The following is a 15752-nucleotide window of genomic DNA, read 5'->3' on the forward strand; positions in this document are numbered from 1 at the left end:
GCGTGCCAATTACACGTACATCTTCTCCTTCTGAGCCTTGATGGTCTCGTCGTAGATGTATTCGTCGTAAGTTGTCAGCTTATCGATGGTGCCCTTTGGAGTGAGCTCGATAATGCGGTCGGCCACAGTGTTGATGAACTCATGGTCGTGCGATGCAAACAGAATGTTACCCTTAAAGTTGATCAGGTTGTTGTTGAAGGCCTGAATACTTTCCAGATCCAAGTGGTTGGTAGGTGTATCCAGGATCAGACAGTTGGCATTCTTCAGCTGCATACGAGCAATCATACAACGCATCTTCTCACCTCCCGAAAGCACGTTTACATGCTTCAGTACGTCCTCTTCCTTAAACAGCATACGACCCAGGAACGACTTCATGGTAACCTCGTTACCTGGTCCCCACTGGCTCAGCCAGTCAACCAGATTCATCTCGCTCTGGAAGAACTCGGTGTTATCGAGTGGCAGATAGGCGGTAGTGATGGTAACACCCCACTTGTAGGTACCTGCATCGGCCTGACGGTTACCGTTGATAATCTCGAACAAGGCGGTCATAGCCTTTGGATTGTGCGAGAGGAATACGGTTTTCTGTCCCTTCTCGATGGTGAAGTTCACGTTGTCGAACAGTACGGTACCGTCGCTGTCAACAGCCTTCAGTCCTTCTACCTCCAGAATCTGTGTTCCAGGCTCACGCTCCATCTGGAAGATGATACCTGGGTATTTACGTGTTGATGGTGTAATCTCTTCTACATTCAGCTTCTCCAGCATCTTCTTACGCGATGTGGTCTGCTTTGATTTTGCTACGTTGGCGCTGAATCGACGAATAAACTCCTCCAGCTGCTTCTTCTTCTCCTCAGCCTTCATCTTCTGGTTCTGAGCCTGACGCAGAGCCAGCTGCGAACTCTCGTACCAGAACGAGTAGTTACCCGAGAACAGGGTTACCTTACCAAAGTCGATATCTACGGTCTGTGTAGAAACGGCATCCAGGAAGTGACGGTCGTGCGATACAACCAGCACGCACTGCTCCAGGTTACTCAGGTATTCCTCCAACCACTGAACGGTATCCAGGTCGAGGTCGTTGGTAGGCTCGTCGAGCAACAGGTTGTCGGGATGTCCGAACAGGGCCTTAGCCAGCATTACGCGTACCTTCTCGTTGTTCGAGATCTCACTCATCTGCTTGTAGTGCTGACTCTCGGCAACGCCCAGGTTCTGCAGCAGCTGTGCAGCCTCGCTTTCGGCCTCCCAGCCGTTCATCTCGGCAAAAGCCATTTCAAGGTCGGCGGCACGTACACCGTCTTCCTCGCTCATTTCGGGTTTTGCATACAGAGCCTCACGCTCTTTCATGTTTTCCCAAAGTGGCTGATGTCCCATCAGCACAGTGTTCATCACTGAAAACTCATCATACTTGAAGTGGTCCTGCTCCAGCACGCTCAGGCGCTCGCCTGGCTGCATCTCAATGGTACCCTTGTTGGCCTCGAGCTCGCCGCTGATGGCACGCAGAAGGGTTGACTTACCAGCGCCGTTTGCGCCGATAATACCGTAAATGTTACCACTTGTAAACTTCAGGTTCACATCCTTGTAGAGAACCTTCTTTCCAAACTGGACTGCCAGATTTGTAACTGTAATCATCTTAACTTCTTAAACCTTTATGTTATTTGGGCTGCAAAGGTACGAAAAAAATCTGAAATTACCAAATTTTCTACAACATTCCCTTCGTTGAAGGGAGTTCGTAGTGATAAATGTCGCGTCTCACAGCCATTTTCAGTGCTCTTGCCAGGGCTTTGAATATGCCTTCAATCTTGTGGTGTTCGTTCTGTCCTTCGGCCTTGATGTTCAGGTTCATCTTCGATGCGTCGCTCAGACTCTTGAAGAAGTGCAGGAACATTTCTGTAGGCATTTCGCCGATTTTTTCGCGATGGAACTCGGCATCCCAAACCAGCCAGGGGCGACCGCCGAAATCCAGACAGGCTGAGCACAGACAATCGTCCATTGGCAGACAGTAGCCATAGCGCTCAATACCACGCTTATCGCCCAGTGCCTGCAGGATACACTCGCCTAAGGCAATGGCGGTATCCTCGATGGTGTGGTGTTCGTCAACCTCCAGGTCACCTTTGGTGTGGATGGTCAGGTCTATCATACCATGCTTACCAATCTGCTCCAGCATGTGGTCGAAGAATCCCAGACCCGTGCTGATGTCGCACTTACCCGATCCGTCAAGGTTTACTTTTACCCAGATGTCGGTCTCTTTTGTGGTGCGCTTCACCTCGGCTGTACGCTCACCGGCAAACAGCAGTTCGGCAATTTTGGCCCACGTGATGCCCTCGTCGCTCAGAATCAGCGATTTGCAGCCGATGTTCTGGGCAAACTGACGGTCGGTCTCGCGATCGCCAATCACGTACGAGTTAGCGATATCGTAGTCGGGATTGTTAATATATTTTTCTACCAATCCGGTATTTGGCTTACGGGTTGGCGCATTGTCTTTGGGGAAGTGAGGGTCGATCAGTATCTCGTCGAAGGTAATGCCTTCGCCATCAAGTGTTTGCAGAATAAAGTTATGTACTGGCCAGAATGTGTCTTCTGGAAAACTGTCTGTTCCTAAGCCATCCTGATTACTAACCATCACAAACTCAAAGTCCAGTTTCTCGCGGATAAAGGCCAGGTTGCGTATCATTCCTTTTACAAACTTCAGCTTCTCAAAGCTGTCTATCTGCTCATCGGCGGGCTCCTCAATCAGCGTGCCGTCGCGGTCGATAAATAAAATCTTTTTCATATTGTTTTTTTGTTGAATTCTTCTTTCTCTTTGTCCTGCTTGTACATCGAAATCTTAACCAGGTACATGGGCAGCACCATCGTAAGCCATACGTAAGCCTGAATAAAGCCAGCTATCGCGAATACCGCAATGCTCAGCCATTTTACGTTCTCGGGCATACCTGAAGGATCGCCGTAAAGCATGCCTACCTGCGACTGCCAGTTGGCAGTAATCAGTATCACTGCAGGCAGGGTGGTCAGTAGTGCCAGAGCGGCTACGATCACCAGACATACAATGCTTACTAACAGCAGTTTGCCTGAGTGTATTAGCCACGAGCCGTAGCGCAGTGTTACAGGGGGTAGCATCTGCAGTTTCTTCAGGCGCCATTTGGCTGCTGCCAGCCATACGCCTACGGCTACTATAGCCAGTATCGAAGCGGGTAAGAGTAGGGTGGGTGATATCAGTACAGGCAAAGCCTGAGCCACAGCCGTGAGGAGTGCAAAGCCGATAGCCAGCCACCAGGTGGCACGGAATATCTTTCGGAAGTTAGCACTGTACAACTGGTAGCCCTCGCGAATGCACGCCTGACTGCTACGCACCTTCATTTCTATCTCTTTTTTCTCTGTATCCATTGCAAATATCATTTTTTCGCGTGCAAAGATAGTAATTTTTAGGCACGGATTGCACGGATTACACGGATTTTTTTTATCTTTGCAGCAAATTTTTTAATAATGAAGTTATTAAGATGGGGTTTTATAGGCTGCGGCGAAGTGACCGAGAAGAAGAGCGGTCCCGCTTTCAGCGAGGTTGAAGGCTCGAGTGTGGTGGCTGTGATGAGTCGCACCGAGAAGCATGCACGTACTTATGCTGTTCAGCATGGTATCGCCAAATGGTACACTGATGCGCAGGAAATGATCGACGATCCTGATGTGAATGCCATTTATGTGGCCACGCCGCCCTCCAGTCATGCCACTTATGCCATCATGGCCATGAAGGCTGGCAAACCTGTTTATGTGGAGAAACCGCTGGCAGCCAGTTACGAGGATTGTGCCCGTATCAACCGCATCAGCGAGCAGACCGGAGTTCCCTGTTTTGTAGCTTATTATCGCAGATATCTACCTTATTTCCAGAAAGTTAAGGAAATTATTGAAAGTGGTAGAATAGGAAAGATTATCAACGTACAGATACGCTATACCGAACCCCCTCGTCAGGCCGATTTGGATGCGATTGCCAACCACGAGCCGTTGCCTTGGCGCTTGCAGCCCGACATTGCGGGTGGTGGTTATTTCTACGATATGGCGCCCCACCAGCTCGACCTGTTGCAGGATATGTTTGGTGTGATTCTCGAGGCGCGAGGTATCTGTAGTAATCGTGGCGGACTGTACAAGGCCGAGGATTCGGTGAGTGCTTGTTTCCAGTTCGAGAATGGTTTGCCGGGAAGTGGTTCGTGGTGTTATGTGGCCCACGAGTCGGCGCGTGAGGATTGTATCGAGATTATCGGAACCGAGGGTCAGGTAAGCTTCTCGGTGTTCGATTATACCCCCATCCGTTTGCAAACCAATCAGGGCGAAGAGCGCATAACGGTGCCCAATCCGCCTTACGTGCAATATCCGCTTATTAAGAATATGATTGAGCACTTGCAGGGCCTTGGTGTTTGCGAGTGTACCAGTATGTCGGCCACGCCTGTTAACTGGGTGATGGATCGTATTCTGGGCAAATTCTGATTGTTTTTTGTGATATGAAGAAGGGACTGATGGTGTTGTTATGGATGATGGTGGGGCTGAGCGCTTTGGCTGCTGAGCCCGACACGCTGTCTGTTGATACCGTCGGCACCAAGGAGGAGTTGGGTCTGATTCGCCGAACCGTACGCGAGTTCGACCGTCTGAACGATGAATATATCGAGCCCCAGCACTACGAGTTTACGGTGATGGGACAGATTACCCGCACTTACGAGAGTTTTATTTTGAGTAGCAACGGGCAGCAGATCAAGCTGGCGCCCGATGGACTTACCAAAATCGGTCCTTACTTTGGCTGGCGTTGGTTCTTCCTGGGCTACACGTTCGATATCAAGAATATCGGCTTTAGTCAGAGTGGCTTGCGTAAGGAGTTCGATCTCAGTATCTACTCGTCGCAGGTGGGTATCGACATCTTCTATCGCCGTACGGGCAACGATTACAAGATCCGCGATGTGCGCTTGGGCTACGGCATGAATGGCGACTTGTTCGAGGGTATGCCTTTCGATGGTGTGAATGTGGGTATCACAGGTGCCAGCGCCTATTACATCTTTAATCACGGACGCTTTTCTTATCCGGCTGCTTTCAGTCAGAGTACCTGTCAGAAGATTAGCTGTGGCTCATGGATGGCGGGTATCGGCTTTACCAGGAACACGCTCGATATGGACTACGATAAACTGCAGACCACACTCAAGTCGCGCATGGACCGTAGTCAGGAACTGAAACTGGATTCAGGCTTGATGTTCAAGGACATCAAGTACAGCGATTTTATGATATCTGGTGGCTACGCCTATAACTGGGTGTTTGCTAAGAACTGGCTGTTCTGTGCCAGTGCCCAGCTGGCCCTCTGCTATAAGTCGAGCTATGGCGAAATAGCCGACGAGAAGAAGGGCTTTAGCTTTGATAAGGTGAACATGGATGGTATCGGCCGCTTTGGAATGGTTTACAATAATACCCGTTGGTATGCCGGTTGGAGTGCTATCCTGCGCACCAACAACTACCGTACGTCGCGATTCACGGCCAATAATATCTTTGGCTCGTTCAATGCCTATATCGGCTATAATTTTTTGTTGAAAAAGAAATATCGTAAAGCATGAAACGTATCTTATATATCATCATAGGTATTACCGCCTGCCTCTCATCGTATGCCGCAGGTTGGGGCAGTGTAAAGGCGCTGCCTCAGGATAGCGCCACTATCTGCCGTTTGCTTGCCGAGGCTGAGCAGCAGCCTGCATCAACCTGTCTGCCGCTGTTTTTTGCACAGAAGTTCGTGGGCATCCCCTATGTGGCGCATACCCTCGAAGGCGATAAACAGGAGCGCTTGGTAGTCAATACCCGTCAGCTGGATTGCACCACGCTGGTCGAGACAGTTACAGCCCTTACCCTCTGTGCCCAGCGCAAGGATTACTCGTGGCTGGCCTATCAGCAGGCGTTGGTGGGCTTGCGCTATCGTGGTGGGGTGATTGATGGCTATCCCAGCAGGTTGCATTACTTTACCGAGTGGATTACCGATAATACCAAGGCTGGGGTAGTAAACGAGGTACAGACCCCAAATCCCCCCTTTACTGCTGTACAAACCGTCAAGGTGAGCTATATGAGTACCCATCCCAAGAGCTATCAGGCCCTGAAGGAGCATCCCGAGTATGTAAGCGTTATTGCCAAGCAAGAGCGTCAGGTGTCGGGTGCCAAGTACCGCTTTATCCCCAAAAAGCTGGTGGGAAAGAGTCAGCTGCTGCATAAGGCTATCAAGGATGGCGATATTATTGCCATTACCTGCAATAAGACCGGACTTGATATCGCCCACTTAGGCTTTGCCGTATGGCGTGCCGACGGACTGCATCTGCTGAATGCCTCGCAGCTGCATCACAAGGTAGTGTTAGAGCCCATGACGCTCTATCAGTATCTTAAGAAGCATCCCTCGCATACTGGAATCAGAATTATCAGAATAACAAAATAAAATAGTAACTTAACCAAAGGAGAGTAAAAGATGGAATTACCCGATTTTATGAGTTATGCGAACAAGTTTTCGCAGACCGAATTTGCCGAGAAGATTGCGCGTATTGCTAAGCGCGCTGGTGCCAAACTGGTTTATGCGGCACTGATACTTTATTACACCCTGCAGAGCGACAAGGTGAGCAAGGCCGATAAGGCTATCATCATTGGTGCTCTGGGTTACATGATCAGTCCGCTCGATGTGATTCCCGATGCCATCCCCATTGCCGGACTTACCGACGACTTGGCCGTGCTGCTGTACGTGCTGAAGAAGGTGTGGACAGGTATCGATCCCGAGATCGTAGAGCAGGCTAAGAGCAAGCTTAGTCGCTGGTTCGACGAGGAAGAGATCGCAGAGATTGGTGATATTCTCGCACCTGAAGATTAAACATCAGGACAACAAAAAATCCTCAGCGTTTGCTGAGGATTTTTCAGAGGTGCCTGGCGGATTCGAACCGCCGTAGACGGTTTTGCAGACCGTTGACTAAGCCACTCATCCAAGGCACCAGGTAAAAAGAATGACTGACATTTTCTCAAATGCGGGTGCAAAGGTAGTGAGTTTTTCCGAGACTACCAAATTTTTTAGCTACTTTTTCGCGCAGCAACCGCTTTTTTTCTGTTTCTTGCACTGTTTTACGTGTTCTTTCAGCTCTTTTAGCTGGCATCCGTCGCAACCTTCGCACGGATCGTTGGTGTTTTGCAGTCGCTGGTAAACCCACCACGCGGCATAACCAATCGCACAAGCTAAGATGAAATAAACCGCAATCTGCTGCATAATTGTCAATTATCAATTGTCAATTACTAAAGTTTTGTGAGCTTCCTCAACAAAACTTTATTGATCACCTGGATTCGGTGCCCTTGTCGCTCAATGTCCTCGCGTACATTATTTATATTATTAAAGAAGTCGCTAAAGGCATTCAGCACTGCGTTGGGCTGTCCGGCATCCTCTTCGGCCTCAGGGTTAATCAGAATCTTGATACCCTGTGGCTCAATATGCACATCAATCTCGGCATCCGTCATAATCGGGTCGCCATCGTAGTGTATGGCACCTGCCTGCTTACGGGTGATATGCAGTGTTTTGGTGCGGAAAGTTTTTATTTTCGAGTTGTTATGCATGGTTTTCATAAACAGGTCGGCGGCAATCTGTGGTGCGTCGAGTGCTGTAAATGGCTCCATGATAATCACGTCCATCTCGCCATCCTTCATGGTGGCGCCTGGAGCAATGTAGGCGTTATTGCCATACTGCGAGGCGTTGGCGCATGCTATCAGATATGCCTTGTACTTGCGTGCTCCGGTATCGTCGCTCACCTCGTAGGTCTCGGGCTTGTACTTCAGTCCCTCCTTCAGCACGGTTTCCACGTAGGTGATGGGACCGCGCTTGCCAGCCTCGGCAAACTTCAGCGATATAAAGGCGTCGAAACCCATGCCGCATGTGCAGAAGAAGGGCATACCGTTAATCACGCCATAATCAAACGAATCAATCTTACAACTGTTAATCATGCCGATGGCTTTCTTGATGTCCATGGGCACACACAGGTGGCGGGCCAGTCCGTTGCCGCTGCCGCAGGGTACGATGCCCAGGGCAGTATTGGTGTGTACCAGCGATCGTGCCACCTCGTTTACGGTGCCGTCGCCACCCACGGCAACTACTACGTCAACGCCTTCTTCGGCCTTACGTTTTGCTATCTCAGCAGCGTGTCCTCGGTATTCAGTAAAGCATATTTCGGTGTCGAACAGATCCTTGTCGATAATCTGTCCTATCAGCGCGGGAACCTCGGCCTTCGAAGTGGTTCCCGATTTAGGGTTCAAAATAAATGTAATCTTTCTCTTTTTCGTCATAATTATGGTGCAAATTTACGAAATTTGGGCGAAAAATAGGCCCTAAAGACAAGAAAAATAGCAAAAACTAACTATTTCTTAGTAAAAACTTGCACGTTTTGCCGAAAAATGTGTATCTTTGCACCCTGAAATTTAGAAAATAATAGACTATACCTATATCGGAATGGGACAGTTACAAGAAAGATTCAAGCATTATCGTGAGCCACAGAAGTTTATGGAGGCTGACGTATATCCCTATTTCCGCGAGATTGAAGGAAAGCAGGGAACGGAAGTTGAGATGGGTGGCCACAAGGTGCTGATGTTCGGCTCTAATGCCTATACAGGCTTGACTGGCGACCAGCGTATTATTGATGCAGCCAAGGCAGCACTCGACAAGTACGGCTCTGGTTGTGCCGGAAGTCGATTCCTTAATGGTACACTCGATCTGCATGTTAAGCTCGAAAAGGAAATCTCAAAGTTTATTGGTAAGGACGATTGTCTGTGCCTGTCAACAGGTTTCTCAGTAAACCAGGGTGTTATCCCTGCTCTGCTGGGTAAGGACGATTACGTTATCTGCGATGATCGCGACCACGCATCTATCGTTGATGGCCGTCGTTTGGCTTTTGCCCGTCAGTTGCACTACAAGCACAACGATATGGCCGACTTGGAGCGCGTGCTGCAGAAGCTGCCTCAGGAGGCTGTTAAGCTGATTGTGGTTGATGGCGTGTTCTCTATGGAGGGCGACCTGGCTAACCTGCCTGCTATCGTTGAGCTCAAGCACAAGTACAACTGCTCTATCATGGTTGATGAGGCTCATGGTATCGGCGTATTCGGTAAGCAGGGACGCGGTGTTTGCGACCACTTCGGACTTACCGACGAGGTTGACCTGATCATGGGTACATTCTCTAAGAGTCTGGCTTCTATCGGTGGTTTCATCGCTTCTGATTGGGATACCATCAACTATCTGCGTCACACTTGCCGCACTTATATCTTCTCGGCATCTAACACACCTGCTGCTACAGCTGCAGCTCTCGAGGCTCTGCACATCATCCAGCAGGAACCCGAGCGCATCCAGGCTCTGTGGGATGTTACCAACTATGCCCTGAAGCGTTTCCGCGAGGAAGGGTTCGAGATCGGTGAGACCGAGAGTCCTATTATTCCTCTTTACGTGCGCGATGTTAATAAGACATTCCTGGTAACCGCTCTGGCATTCAAGGCTGGTGTGTTTATCAACCCCGTAATACCTCCTGCATGTGCACCTCAGGATACACTGGTGCGCTACGCGCTGATGGCAACTCACACTAAGGAACAGGTCGACCGTTCTGTAGTTGCTCTGAAGAAGATTTTCGTAGAGCAGGGCATTATCAAATAATTGATAATTGAAAATTGAAATTCGATAATTAGCCTCCCAAATTGGGAGGCTTTTTTGTGTTTTGGGGGATGAAAATGGCTTATTTGTTAAAATACGTAAATAAATGCCACTTTTTGGCTTTGATATTTTTGTATTCCAAATTTTCTTCGTACCTTTGCACCCGCAAAACAAAAACGAGGTGTAGCGCAGTTGGTAGCGTTCCTGGTTTGGGACCAGGCTGTCGCAGGTTCGAGTCCTGTCACCTCGACCAAAACAAAATGGTTTTAACCGCTAGCTATTTATAGTTGGCGGTTTTTTTTGTATTTACCGGCTAAATTTTGAATAACTATAAATAAAGAGTAAAATGAAGAAAACCCTATTGCTGACATTCATGGCTGTTGGATTAACTGTCAGTGCCCAGAGTGAGTACCAGATTACCGTTCAGAGCAAAAAGCCGTCGGGCATCATCGATGAGATGCTTTACGGACAGCTTTTTGAGCACATCTACTTTAGTGCCAACAATGGTGTGTGGCAGGAGCTGATACAGGAGCGCTCGTTCGAACCCGAGCAGTATCCTGGCATCCATCCGCGCGATGGCTACTTTGATGGTTGGTTTATCGACGACGATCAGGTGCTGCACTCACCAACCCGCTACGAGCAGCCCCTCAGGATCGACAGCATCGGCACCTGCGATTTCAATCTCACAATGGATGTCAACTGGCGCGCCTATAAGCTGGCCCGTCGCAGTTGGAGTGGCGGCCTGATGGATATCCGTTTTGCCTTCCGCAACAAGGCCGATGGCACACCATATTATCTGCGCATACACGATCCTTATTACGAGAGCCGTATGTTCACTCCCGCTCAGACGCAGGCACAGATCCAGGCGGCCAAAGAGGCCGAAGCCCGTGCCGCCCTCCAGCAGCAGGCCGCTACAGCCGATTTCTCTATCTGCCGCATGGAAGAACGCGAGGTGCCAGGCTGGGGCGGTCGTACCCGTCGCATCAACACGCTCGTACCATTGGTGTCGGCCCCTGCCACTAAGGAGCAGGTTAACGAGAGTCAGCAGTGGCACAAGCTGCGTGTCGAGAGTCGTGGCAGCCGTGTTACCGTGTTCTGGGACGATGTGCAGGTGCTCACCTACGATGGCTTAGAGGTAGCCGATAGACGCTCGACCTCTGGTCGCTTGCAAGGCAAGAACTTTGTAACCTTCTGGGTAAACTATACCGAGGCCACCTATCGTAACATCCAGCTCACCGCTGCCGATGGCAAGGTGCTGTTCCAGGGCACCCCTGGCGATGTACAGACACCTGCCGTAGCCCAGCAGTGGACCGCCTTTGGCGATGGTGGTCAGTACCGCTTGGTGAAGGACGATGCCATCAACATGCGCTATTCGCAGCTTATTACCGCCACCAAAGGCCAGGCCGGTATCTTCCAGGGTCCGCAGAACATCGTCAAGGGCGAGAAATACGTAGGCTCTATCTATGCCAAGGGTAAGGGCGAGCTCATGGTGGGCCTGCGCGATACCAATGGCCGCTTTGTGGCCCGCCAATCGCTTGGTAAGGTAGGTAAAAGCTGGCAGAAGTATGCCTTTACCTTAGAGCCCGAAACCAGCTGCGACGGCGATTTCGCCATCGTGGTTAACAATGGTAGCGTACAGGTTGATATGGCCACCATGACCACCCAGACCGGTATCAACCTGGGTGGATTCCGTCCCGACATCCTGCAGGCCGTTAAGGAGCTGCATCCCACCTGTCTGCGCTGGCCTGGTGGCGGTTATGTGGCCCAGTACGACTGGCAGTGGGGTATCGGTCCGCAGGAGAACCGTCAGCGTTGGGACCACTGGATGTGGATGGATTACGATCAGAACTGCTTTGGTACCGACGAGTTTATCCGTTTCTGTCGCGAGGTTAACTCCGAGCCAGTGATTGTGGTAAGCGTTAAGTTCGAGCGCCCCGCCAGCGAGTACAATCAGATACTGCAGGATGCCGTTAACTGGTTGCGTTACTGCAATGCCCCCGCTACCGATGAGTGGGGTGCCAAGCGTGCTGCCAACGGTCATCCCGAGCCTTACAACGTGAAGTACTGGGAGATTGATAACGAGATGTGGGAGATGGGTATCGAGCGCTACGAGCAGTGCGTGCGCGATTTCAGCACCGCCATGCGTAAGGTCGATCCCAGCATCAAGATTATCGCCTGTGGCGGCTTCCGCGAGGACGAGCAGTTCATCCAGCGTAGCGGCCAGTATTTCGATTACCTCAGTCTGCACCATTACGAGCAGCAGGGCGGCTATGCCAGCGGTCCCGTTCGCCTTGGTCAGCAGTACGATAACTACGCCAGGATGATTGCCGATGGTCCTAACCCCAACATCAAGCTCTTTATCTCCGAGTGGAACCTGAATAGTATCGACTGGCGTACAGGTTTGTTTGCAGGCGGCTTCTTGAATATGTGCGAGGCCCGCGATGTAGTGGCCATGGGTGCTGCAGCCCTGTTTATCCGCCGTACCGATGCCCCCGACTGGAACAATGCCTTTATCAATTTCGACTATAAGGACCTGTTCAAGGCCCCCAACTGTCAGGTTACCGAGCTCTGGTACAACCACTTCTCAAAGTACCGCTTGGCCTATAGCGGCGAAACAGGCGATGTAAGTGTCAGCACCACGCTCTCCGAGAATGGCGCCGATGTCATCGTCAAGGTGGTTAATCCTACCGAAACACCTGCCACGCTGCGTATCAAGGGCGATTGGGCTGGGGTAGAGCGTGCACAGTTCGAGTATTACGCCCCAGGCTCGCTTACCGTAGCCAACAGCATGCAGAACAAGCACGCTGTAGCCCTCAAGCAGGCCCAGGCGCAGGTCGATGGCACCGATGTAGTGCTCGCCGTACCCGCTTTGTCGGCTGGTGTACTCGTCATTGCCAAAAATAAGTAGGTAACTTTTGTTGGTTTCTCAGAAATAAGTCGTATCTTTGCACCCGGATTTAACAAAAGCATGATAAATTATGGAAAAAGAGATTTACCTGGCTGGAGGTTGCTTCTGGGGTACAGAGCACTTCTTTAAGCAGATAGAAGGTGTGATCGAGACCGAAGTGGGCTTTGCCAACGGCCACACCGAGAACCCAACCTATAAGGAGGTTTATACCGATACCACAGGCCACGCCGAAACCGTTCGTATCAAGTACAACGATGCGGTAGTTGGTCTCGAGTTCCTGTTGCAGATGTTCTTCAATGCCATCGATCCTACCAGCTTGAACAAGCAGGGCCACGACGAGGGCACCCGCTATCGTACGGGCATCTACTATCAGGATGCCAACGATCTGCCTGTTATCGAGAAGGTTTATGCCCAGCAGCAGGCCCAGTACGCAGAGCCTTTGGCAGTAGAAAAGCTGCCTTTGCAGAAGTTCTATTCGGCCGAGGAGTATCATCAGGACTACCTGGATAAGAATCCCGATGGCTACTGCCACCTGCCCCTCGAGCTCTTTAAGTTTGCCAAGCAGGCCAAGGACAAGAGCAAGCAGCAGTAATTGTATGCAAGTAAAGCTTACATATAGGTTTACAAGCCGATTATCCATGCGCATCGCCAAAAATGGCGATGTGCATGTTTCTGCACCTGTCGGACTGCCCAGGACGACCGTCGAGAAGTTCGTTGCCGAGCATCTCAACTGGATTGAGCAGGCCCGTAAGCGCACCCTGGCCCGTCAGCAGCAGCGTGCTGCCTTCTATGGTCAGCTGCCGCTTAAAACCCGCAAGGAGCGTGCCGAGGCCATCGCCCGTCTTGATGCCATTGTCCAGCCCATGGTCGAGCGCTATGCCCGTCAGATGGGTGTCACCCCATCCGCCATCACCTACAAGGCCATGATATCCCGTTGGGGCATGTGCAACATCAAGACCCATGCCATCTGTTTCTCAATCTACACCCTGCTGCTGCCCGAGTGGTGTATCGAGCATGTAGTGGCCCACGAGCTCTGCCATTTGTTAGAGCCCACCCACAACGCCCGTTTCCACGCCCTCATGGATCAGTATTTCCCCAATTGGCGCGCCGCCCGCAAACACACCCGCCTGATACAATCATAATACATGCATAGATACAGCAGTCTGCTGACTGTATCTGTAAATGGTTGGTAATCATCTATTTGTGAATTTTAAGCCGTATTATCATGAGGGTTAATTCATGATACAACTGCTATATGCCTTGTGTTAATAGCCGGATTGCCATACCTTTGTACCGTCAAAAAAACTTATAAAACTGATTATTATCTATAATAAACAACAATGATGAAAACAAGAATTCTACTTTTTGCGATGGCTTGTGCGCTTACCGTGCAAGCATCGGCACAGACGGGAAGTGTTAAGTACAACGATTTCGTCGTAACCAACTCTTCCAACATCAAGCAAGGTGTACTTGCCAATGGTTTCCGCTATTATTTGTGCGACAACGGTGTTCCTGGTAACCAACTCGAGATGCGACTCATCCAGAAATCAGGCACCGACGACGAGGGTGATAACCCGGGCATCGCGCTCTTATTACGACGGATGCTTTGCTCCGAGAACCTCACTGCCGGTACTGCTGGTGTGCTGAAGGATAAGCTCGACGAACTGCAACTGCAGCTGCTCCCCCAGTTCCGTGCCGTTGATGGCCTTGTGCCCAATGTGGCTGCCTACTGTTCCGAAATCGAGAACAGATGCACAGAGTATAATCTGTTCCGTTTAAAGAACGATCGCGCCTACGCGGCGTCGTGTATGGGATTGCTGGCCCAGATTGCAGGCAATGCCCGTTTCTCGGCTGCCGAGTTGGAGCGCCAGAAGCAGCTGGCCATCAACGAGATTACTAACAGCCGTTACAATCTTGCCCTGTCCGAGGCCAACTACTTCAAGGCCGCTTTCGTAGATGGATGCACCCTCGACGAGCTCGTTAGCAAGCAGATTGCCAGTATCCGCAGTATAACCCTCCAGCAGCTCCAGTCGTATTACCAGCGCTGGTATGTGCCGCAGAATCAGTGCCTGTATGTGTTTGGCAAGGCGCCCGCCAACATCGTTGATATCATCAAGCAGCAGTTCGGCAGCCGCCCCAGCATGCCCGCTCCCCAGCCAACCCCCAACCAGCTTAGCAACCAGTTGGTGCTGATGATCCAGCAGGATGTGCCAGCATGTATTATTCAGTTCTGTTTCCTGAAGCCTCGTGTGTCGCCATCCGATACAAAGAGTCTCGACGATCTTCGCAAGGCAGCCGCTTACAACCGTCTTGGCGAGGTGATAGGCACAGCTTTTAATGCCCATGTGGTGTCGGCGTTCGATGATAACCACAGGCTTTTCAACCGCCCAGTATTCACCTTGACTGTCGTAAAGGGCTTAGAGCCTAATGCCGACCAGCAGCAGTTTGGTGATTTTGCTGATGAGGTTATCCATAATCTCACTGATGTCATGCGTAACGGCGTGCAGGCCCATATCACCCAGTTGCCCCTCCAAAAGCGAAAGCAGCTTCAGCAGCAGGAGTTAGCCCATGTTCGTAGCTATACGGTGCTCGACACTCATACCTGTATTAAGAACAATTTCGTGTATGGCAAACCACTGCTCAAGGAGACTATGCCTTACCAGTATTTCAAGCACGAGGTTACCGACCAGGATATCCGCAACTGCTGTAATGAGCTGTTCAGCAATGCCGATCTGCGCGTTGTGTGCGTCACTCCTAATGGCTATCCCGATGCCGCCATCAAAGCCAAGCTCGAAGCTTTCTTAACAGGAAAGTAAGCACGGTTTTTCCTAACTAAAACAAGGGTGTGTCTGTTATTGGGTGCACCTTTGTTTTTTTTGTATTGTTAATAATTTTGTTAGTGTTGTTTTGTTGGCGGTTTGTCTCAATTCCGATGTTGATTTTGCGGCCACGTGTGGGAGATTTTCTTAGTGCACGTGGGAGAATCTTTTTCCTCGCGCGGGAGCATCATCTCTATCTTTGTCTTGACTATGCAAAGGTACGAAAATTTCGTCATATATTGAAATATTAATTGTTAATGAATTGTTAAAATCGATAAGTATATTGATATGAGCACAGAGCACAGAGCACAGTTTTCTCATGAGCACCTCAAAATATGTAATTAACTATTTTACTATATATATAATATAT

14 protein-coding genes and 2 tRNA genes are annotated in these 15752 nt (G+C 50.2%); 10 read left to right on the top strand and 6 right to left on the bottom strand.

Annotation, left to right across the window (positions count from 1 at the left end; all coding sequences use genetic code 11):
* Positions 1 to 9 precede the first annotated feature (9 nt).
* The 3 genes from T500_RS0112710 to T500_RS0112720 all read right to left on the bottom strand — a co-directional run bounded on the left by T500_RS0112710 (position 10) and on the right by T500_RS0112720 (position 3375).
* Complete coding sequence (locus T500_RS0112710; protein WP_028908429.1) at positions 10 to 1623, bottom strand: ABC-F family ATP-binding cassette domain-containing protein; 1614 nt, start codon at positions 1621 to 1623, stop codon at positions 10 to 12.
* Positions 1624 to 1693: 70 nt separating this feature from the next.
* On the bottom strand, positions 1694 to 2764 hold the full coding sequence (gene hisB / locus T500_RS0112715; protein ID WP_028908430.1) for a bifunctional histidinol-phosphatase/imidazoleglycerol-phosphate dehydratase HisB: 1071 nt from the start codon (positions 2762 to 2764) through the stop codon (positions 1694 to 1696).
* The gene (locus T500_RS0112720; protein ID WP_028908431.1) at positions 2761 to 3375 is read right to left on the bottom strand and encodes a hypothetical protein; all 615 of its coding nucleotides are present in this window, start codon (positions 3373 to 3375) and stop codon (positions 2761 to 2763) included. Before T500_RS0112720 ends, hisB begins: the two co-directional genes overlap by 4 nt.
* Positions 3376 to 3474: 99 nt before the next feature.
* Here T500_RS0112720 and T500_RS0112725 point away from each other — a divergent pair, with 99 nt between their 5' ends.
* From T500_RS0112725 to T500_RS0112740, 4 genes are read left to right on the top strand one after another with little or no spacing between them, the layout of a single operon-like run.
* Positions 3475 to 4467, top strand: a complete 993-nt coding sequence (locus T500_RS0112725; protein ID WP_028908432.1) for a Gfo/Idh/MocA family protein — start codon at positions 3475 to 3477, stop codon at positions 4465 to 4467.
* A 14-nt stretch (positions 4468 to 4481) separates the two neighbouring features.
* Positions 4482 to 5573, top strand: a complete 1092-nt coding sequence (locus T500_RS0112730; RefSeq protein WP_230580912.1) for a DUF4421 domain-containing protein — start codon at positions 4482 to 4484, stop codon at positions 5571 to 5573.
* Positions 5570 to 6433, top strand: coding sequence for an N-acetylmuramoyl-L-alanine amidase-like domain-containing protein (locus T500_RS0112735; RefSeq protein WP_028908434.1), 864 nt, complete (start codon positions 5570 to 5572; stop codon positions 6431 to 6433). Before T500_RS0112730 ends, T500_RS0112735 begins: the two co-directional genes overlap by 4 nt.
* A gap of 30 nt (positions 6434 to 6463) precedes the next feature.
* On the top strand, positions 6464 to 6856 hold the full coding sequence (locus T500_RS0112740; protein WP_028908435.1) for a YkvA family protein: 393 nt from the start codon (positions 6464 to 6466) through the stop codon (positions 6854 to 6856).
* 47 nt (positions 6857 to 6903) lie between these two features.
* On the opposite strand, the gene T500_RS0112745 is transcribed toward T500_RS0112740, so the two are convergent.
* The 3 genes from T500_RS0112745 to T500_RS0112755 form a co-directional block, all read right to left on the bottom strand.
* Positions 6904 to 6975 (bottom strand) — tRNA-Cys (locus tag T500_RS0112745).
* Between the two features lie 79 nt (positions 6976 to 7054).
* Positions 7055 to 7243 carry a hypothetical protein gene (locus T500_RS15985; protein ID WP_036909091.1) on the bottom strand — a complete coding sequence of 63 codons (189 nt, stop codon included), beginning with the start codon at positions 7241 to 7243 and terminating at the stop codon, positions 7055 to 7057.
* Positions 7244 to 7269: 26 nt separating this feature from the next.
* Complete coding sequence (locus tag T500_RS0112755; RefSeq protein WP_036909093.1) at positions 7270 to 8307, bottom strand: diacylglycerol/lipid kinase family protein; 1038 nt, start codon at positions 8305 to 8307, stop codon at positions 7270 to 7272.
* A gap of 163 nt (positions 8308 to 8470) precedes the next feature.
* Between T500_RS0112755 and spt the strand changes: the two genes are divergently transcribed.
* The 6 genes from spt (at position 8471) to T500_RS0112785 (ending at position 15379) form a co-directional block, all read left to right on the top strand.
* Positions 8471 to 9658, top strand: a complete 1188-nt coding sequence (gene spt, locus T500_RS0112760; protein WP_013065412.1) for a serine palmitoyltransferase — start codon at positions 8471 to 8473, stop codon at positions 9656 to 9658.
* A 174-nt stretch (positions 9659 to 9832) separates the two neighbouring features.
* Positions 9833 to 9908, top strand: a tRNA-Pro gene (locus T500_RS0112765).
* A gap of 93 nt (positions 9909 to 10001) precedes the next feature.
* Entirely contained in the window at positions 10002 to 12563 is a 2562-nt protein-coding gene (locus tag T500_RS0112770) for a family 16 glycoside hydrolase (protein ID WP_028908437.1), read from the top strand.
* A gap of 70 nt (positions 12564 to 12633) precedes the next feature.
* Complete coding sequence (gene msrA / locus T500_RS0112775; protein WP_028908438.1) at positions 12634 to 13155, top strand: peptide-methionine (S)-S-oxide reductase MsrA; 522 nt, start codon at positions 12634 to 12636, stop codon at positions 13153 to 13155.
* A 46-nt stretch (positions 13156 to 13201) separates the two neighbouring features.
* The gene (locus T500_RS16530; RefSeq protein WP_051612066.1) at positions 13202 to 13705 is read left to right on the top strand and encodes a M48 family metallopeptidase; all 504 of its coding nucleotides are present in this window, start codon (positions 13202 to 13204) and stop codon (positions 13703 to 13705) included.
* Positions 13706 to 13906: 201 nt separating this feature from the next.
* Complete coding sequence (locus tag T500_RS0112785) at positions 13907 to 15379, top strand: M16 family metallopeptidase (protein WP_196243518.1); 1473 nt, start codon at positions 13907 to 13909, stop codon at positions 15377 to 15379.
* The last annotated feature ends 373 nt before the right edge of the window (positions 15380 to 15752 follow it).

It is taken from the genome of Xylanibacter ruminicola Ga6B6, assembly GCF_000687715.1.
GTDB lineage: Bacteria > Bacteroidota > Bacteroidia > Bacteroidales > Bacteroidaceae > Prevotella > Prevotella ruminicola_B.

Coding starts and splice junctions, on each gene's coding strand:
- T500_RS0112710 (WP_028908429.1), bottom strand. CDS start 1,623: ATGATTACAGTTACAAATCTGGCAGTCCAGTTTGGAAAGAAGGTTCTC.
- hisB (WP_028908430.1), bottom strand. CDS start 2,764: ATGAAAAAGATTTTATTTATCGACCGCGACGGCACGCTGATTGAGGAG.
- T500_RS0112720 (WP_028908431.1), bottom strand. CDS start 3,375: ATGGATACAGAGAAAAAAGAGATAGAAATGAAGGTGCGTAGCAGTCAG.
- T500_RS0112725 (WP_028908432.1), top strand. CDS start 3,475: ATGAAGTTATTAAGATGGGGTTTTATAGGCTGCGGCGAAGTGACCGAG.
- T500_RS0112730 (WP_230580912.1), top strand. CDS start 4,482: ATGAAGAAGGGACTGATGGTGTTGTTATGGATGATGGTGGGGCTGAGC.
- T500_RS0112735 (WP_028908434.1), top strand. CDS start 5,570: ATGAAACGTATCTTATATATCATCATAGGTATTACCGCCTGCCTCTCA.
- T500_RS0112740 (WP_028908435.1), top strand. CDS start 6,464: ATGGAATTACCCGATTTTATGAGTTATGCGAACAAGTTTTCGCAGACC.
- T500_RS15985 (WP_036909091.1), bottom strand. CDS start 7,243: ATGCAGCAGATTGCGGTTTATTTCATCTTAGCTTGTGCGATTGGTTAT.
- T500_RS0112755 (WP_036909093.1), bottom strand. CDS start 8,307: ATGACGAAAAAGAGAAAGATTACATTTATTTTGAACCCTAAATCGGGA.
- spt (WP_013065412.1), top strand. CDS start 8,471: ATGGGACAGTTACAAGAAAGATTCAAGCATTATCGTGAGCCACAGAAG.
- T500_RS0112770 (WP_028908437.1), top strand. CDS start 10,002: ATGAAGAAAACCCTATTGCTGACATTCATGGCTGTTGGATTAACTGTC.
- msrA (WP_028908438.1), top strand. CDS start 12,634: ATGGAAAAAGAGATTTACCTGGCTGGAGGTTGCTTCTGGGGTACAGAG.
- T500_RS16530 (WP_051612066.1), top strand. CDS start 13,202: ATGCGCATCGCCAAAAATGGCGATGTGCATGTTTCTGCACCTGTCGGA.
- T500_RS0112785 (WP_196243518.1), top strand. CDS start 13,907: ATGAAAACAAGAATTCTACTTTTTGCGATGGCTTGTGCGCTTACCGTG.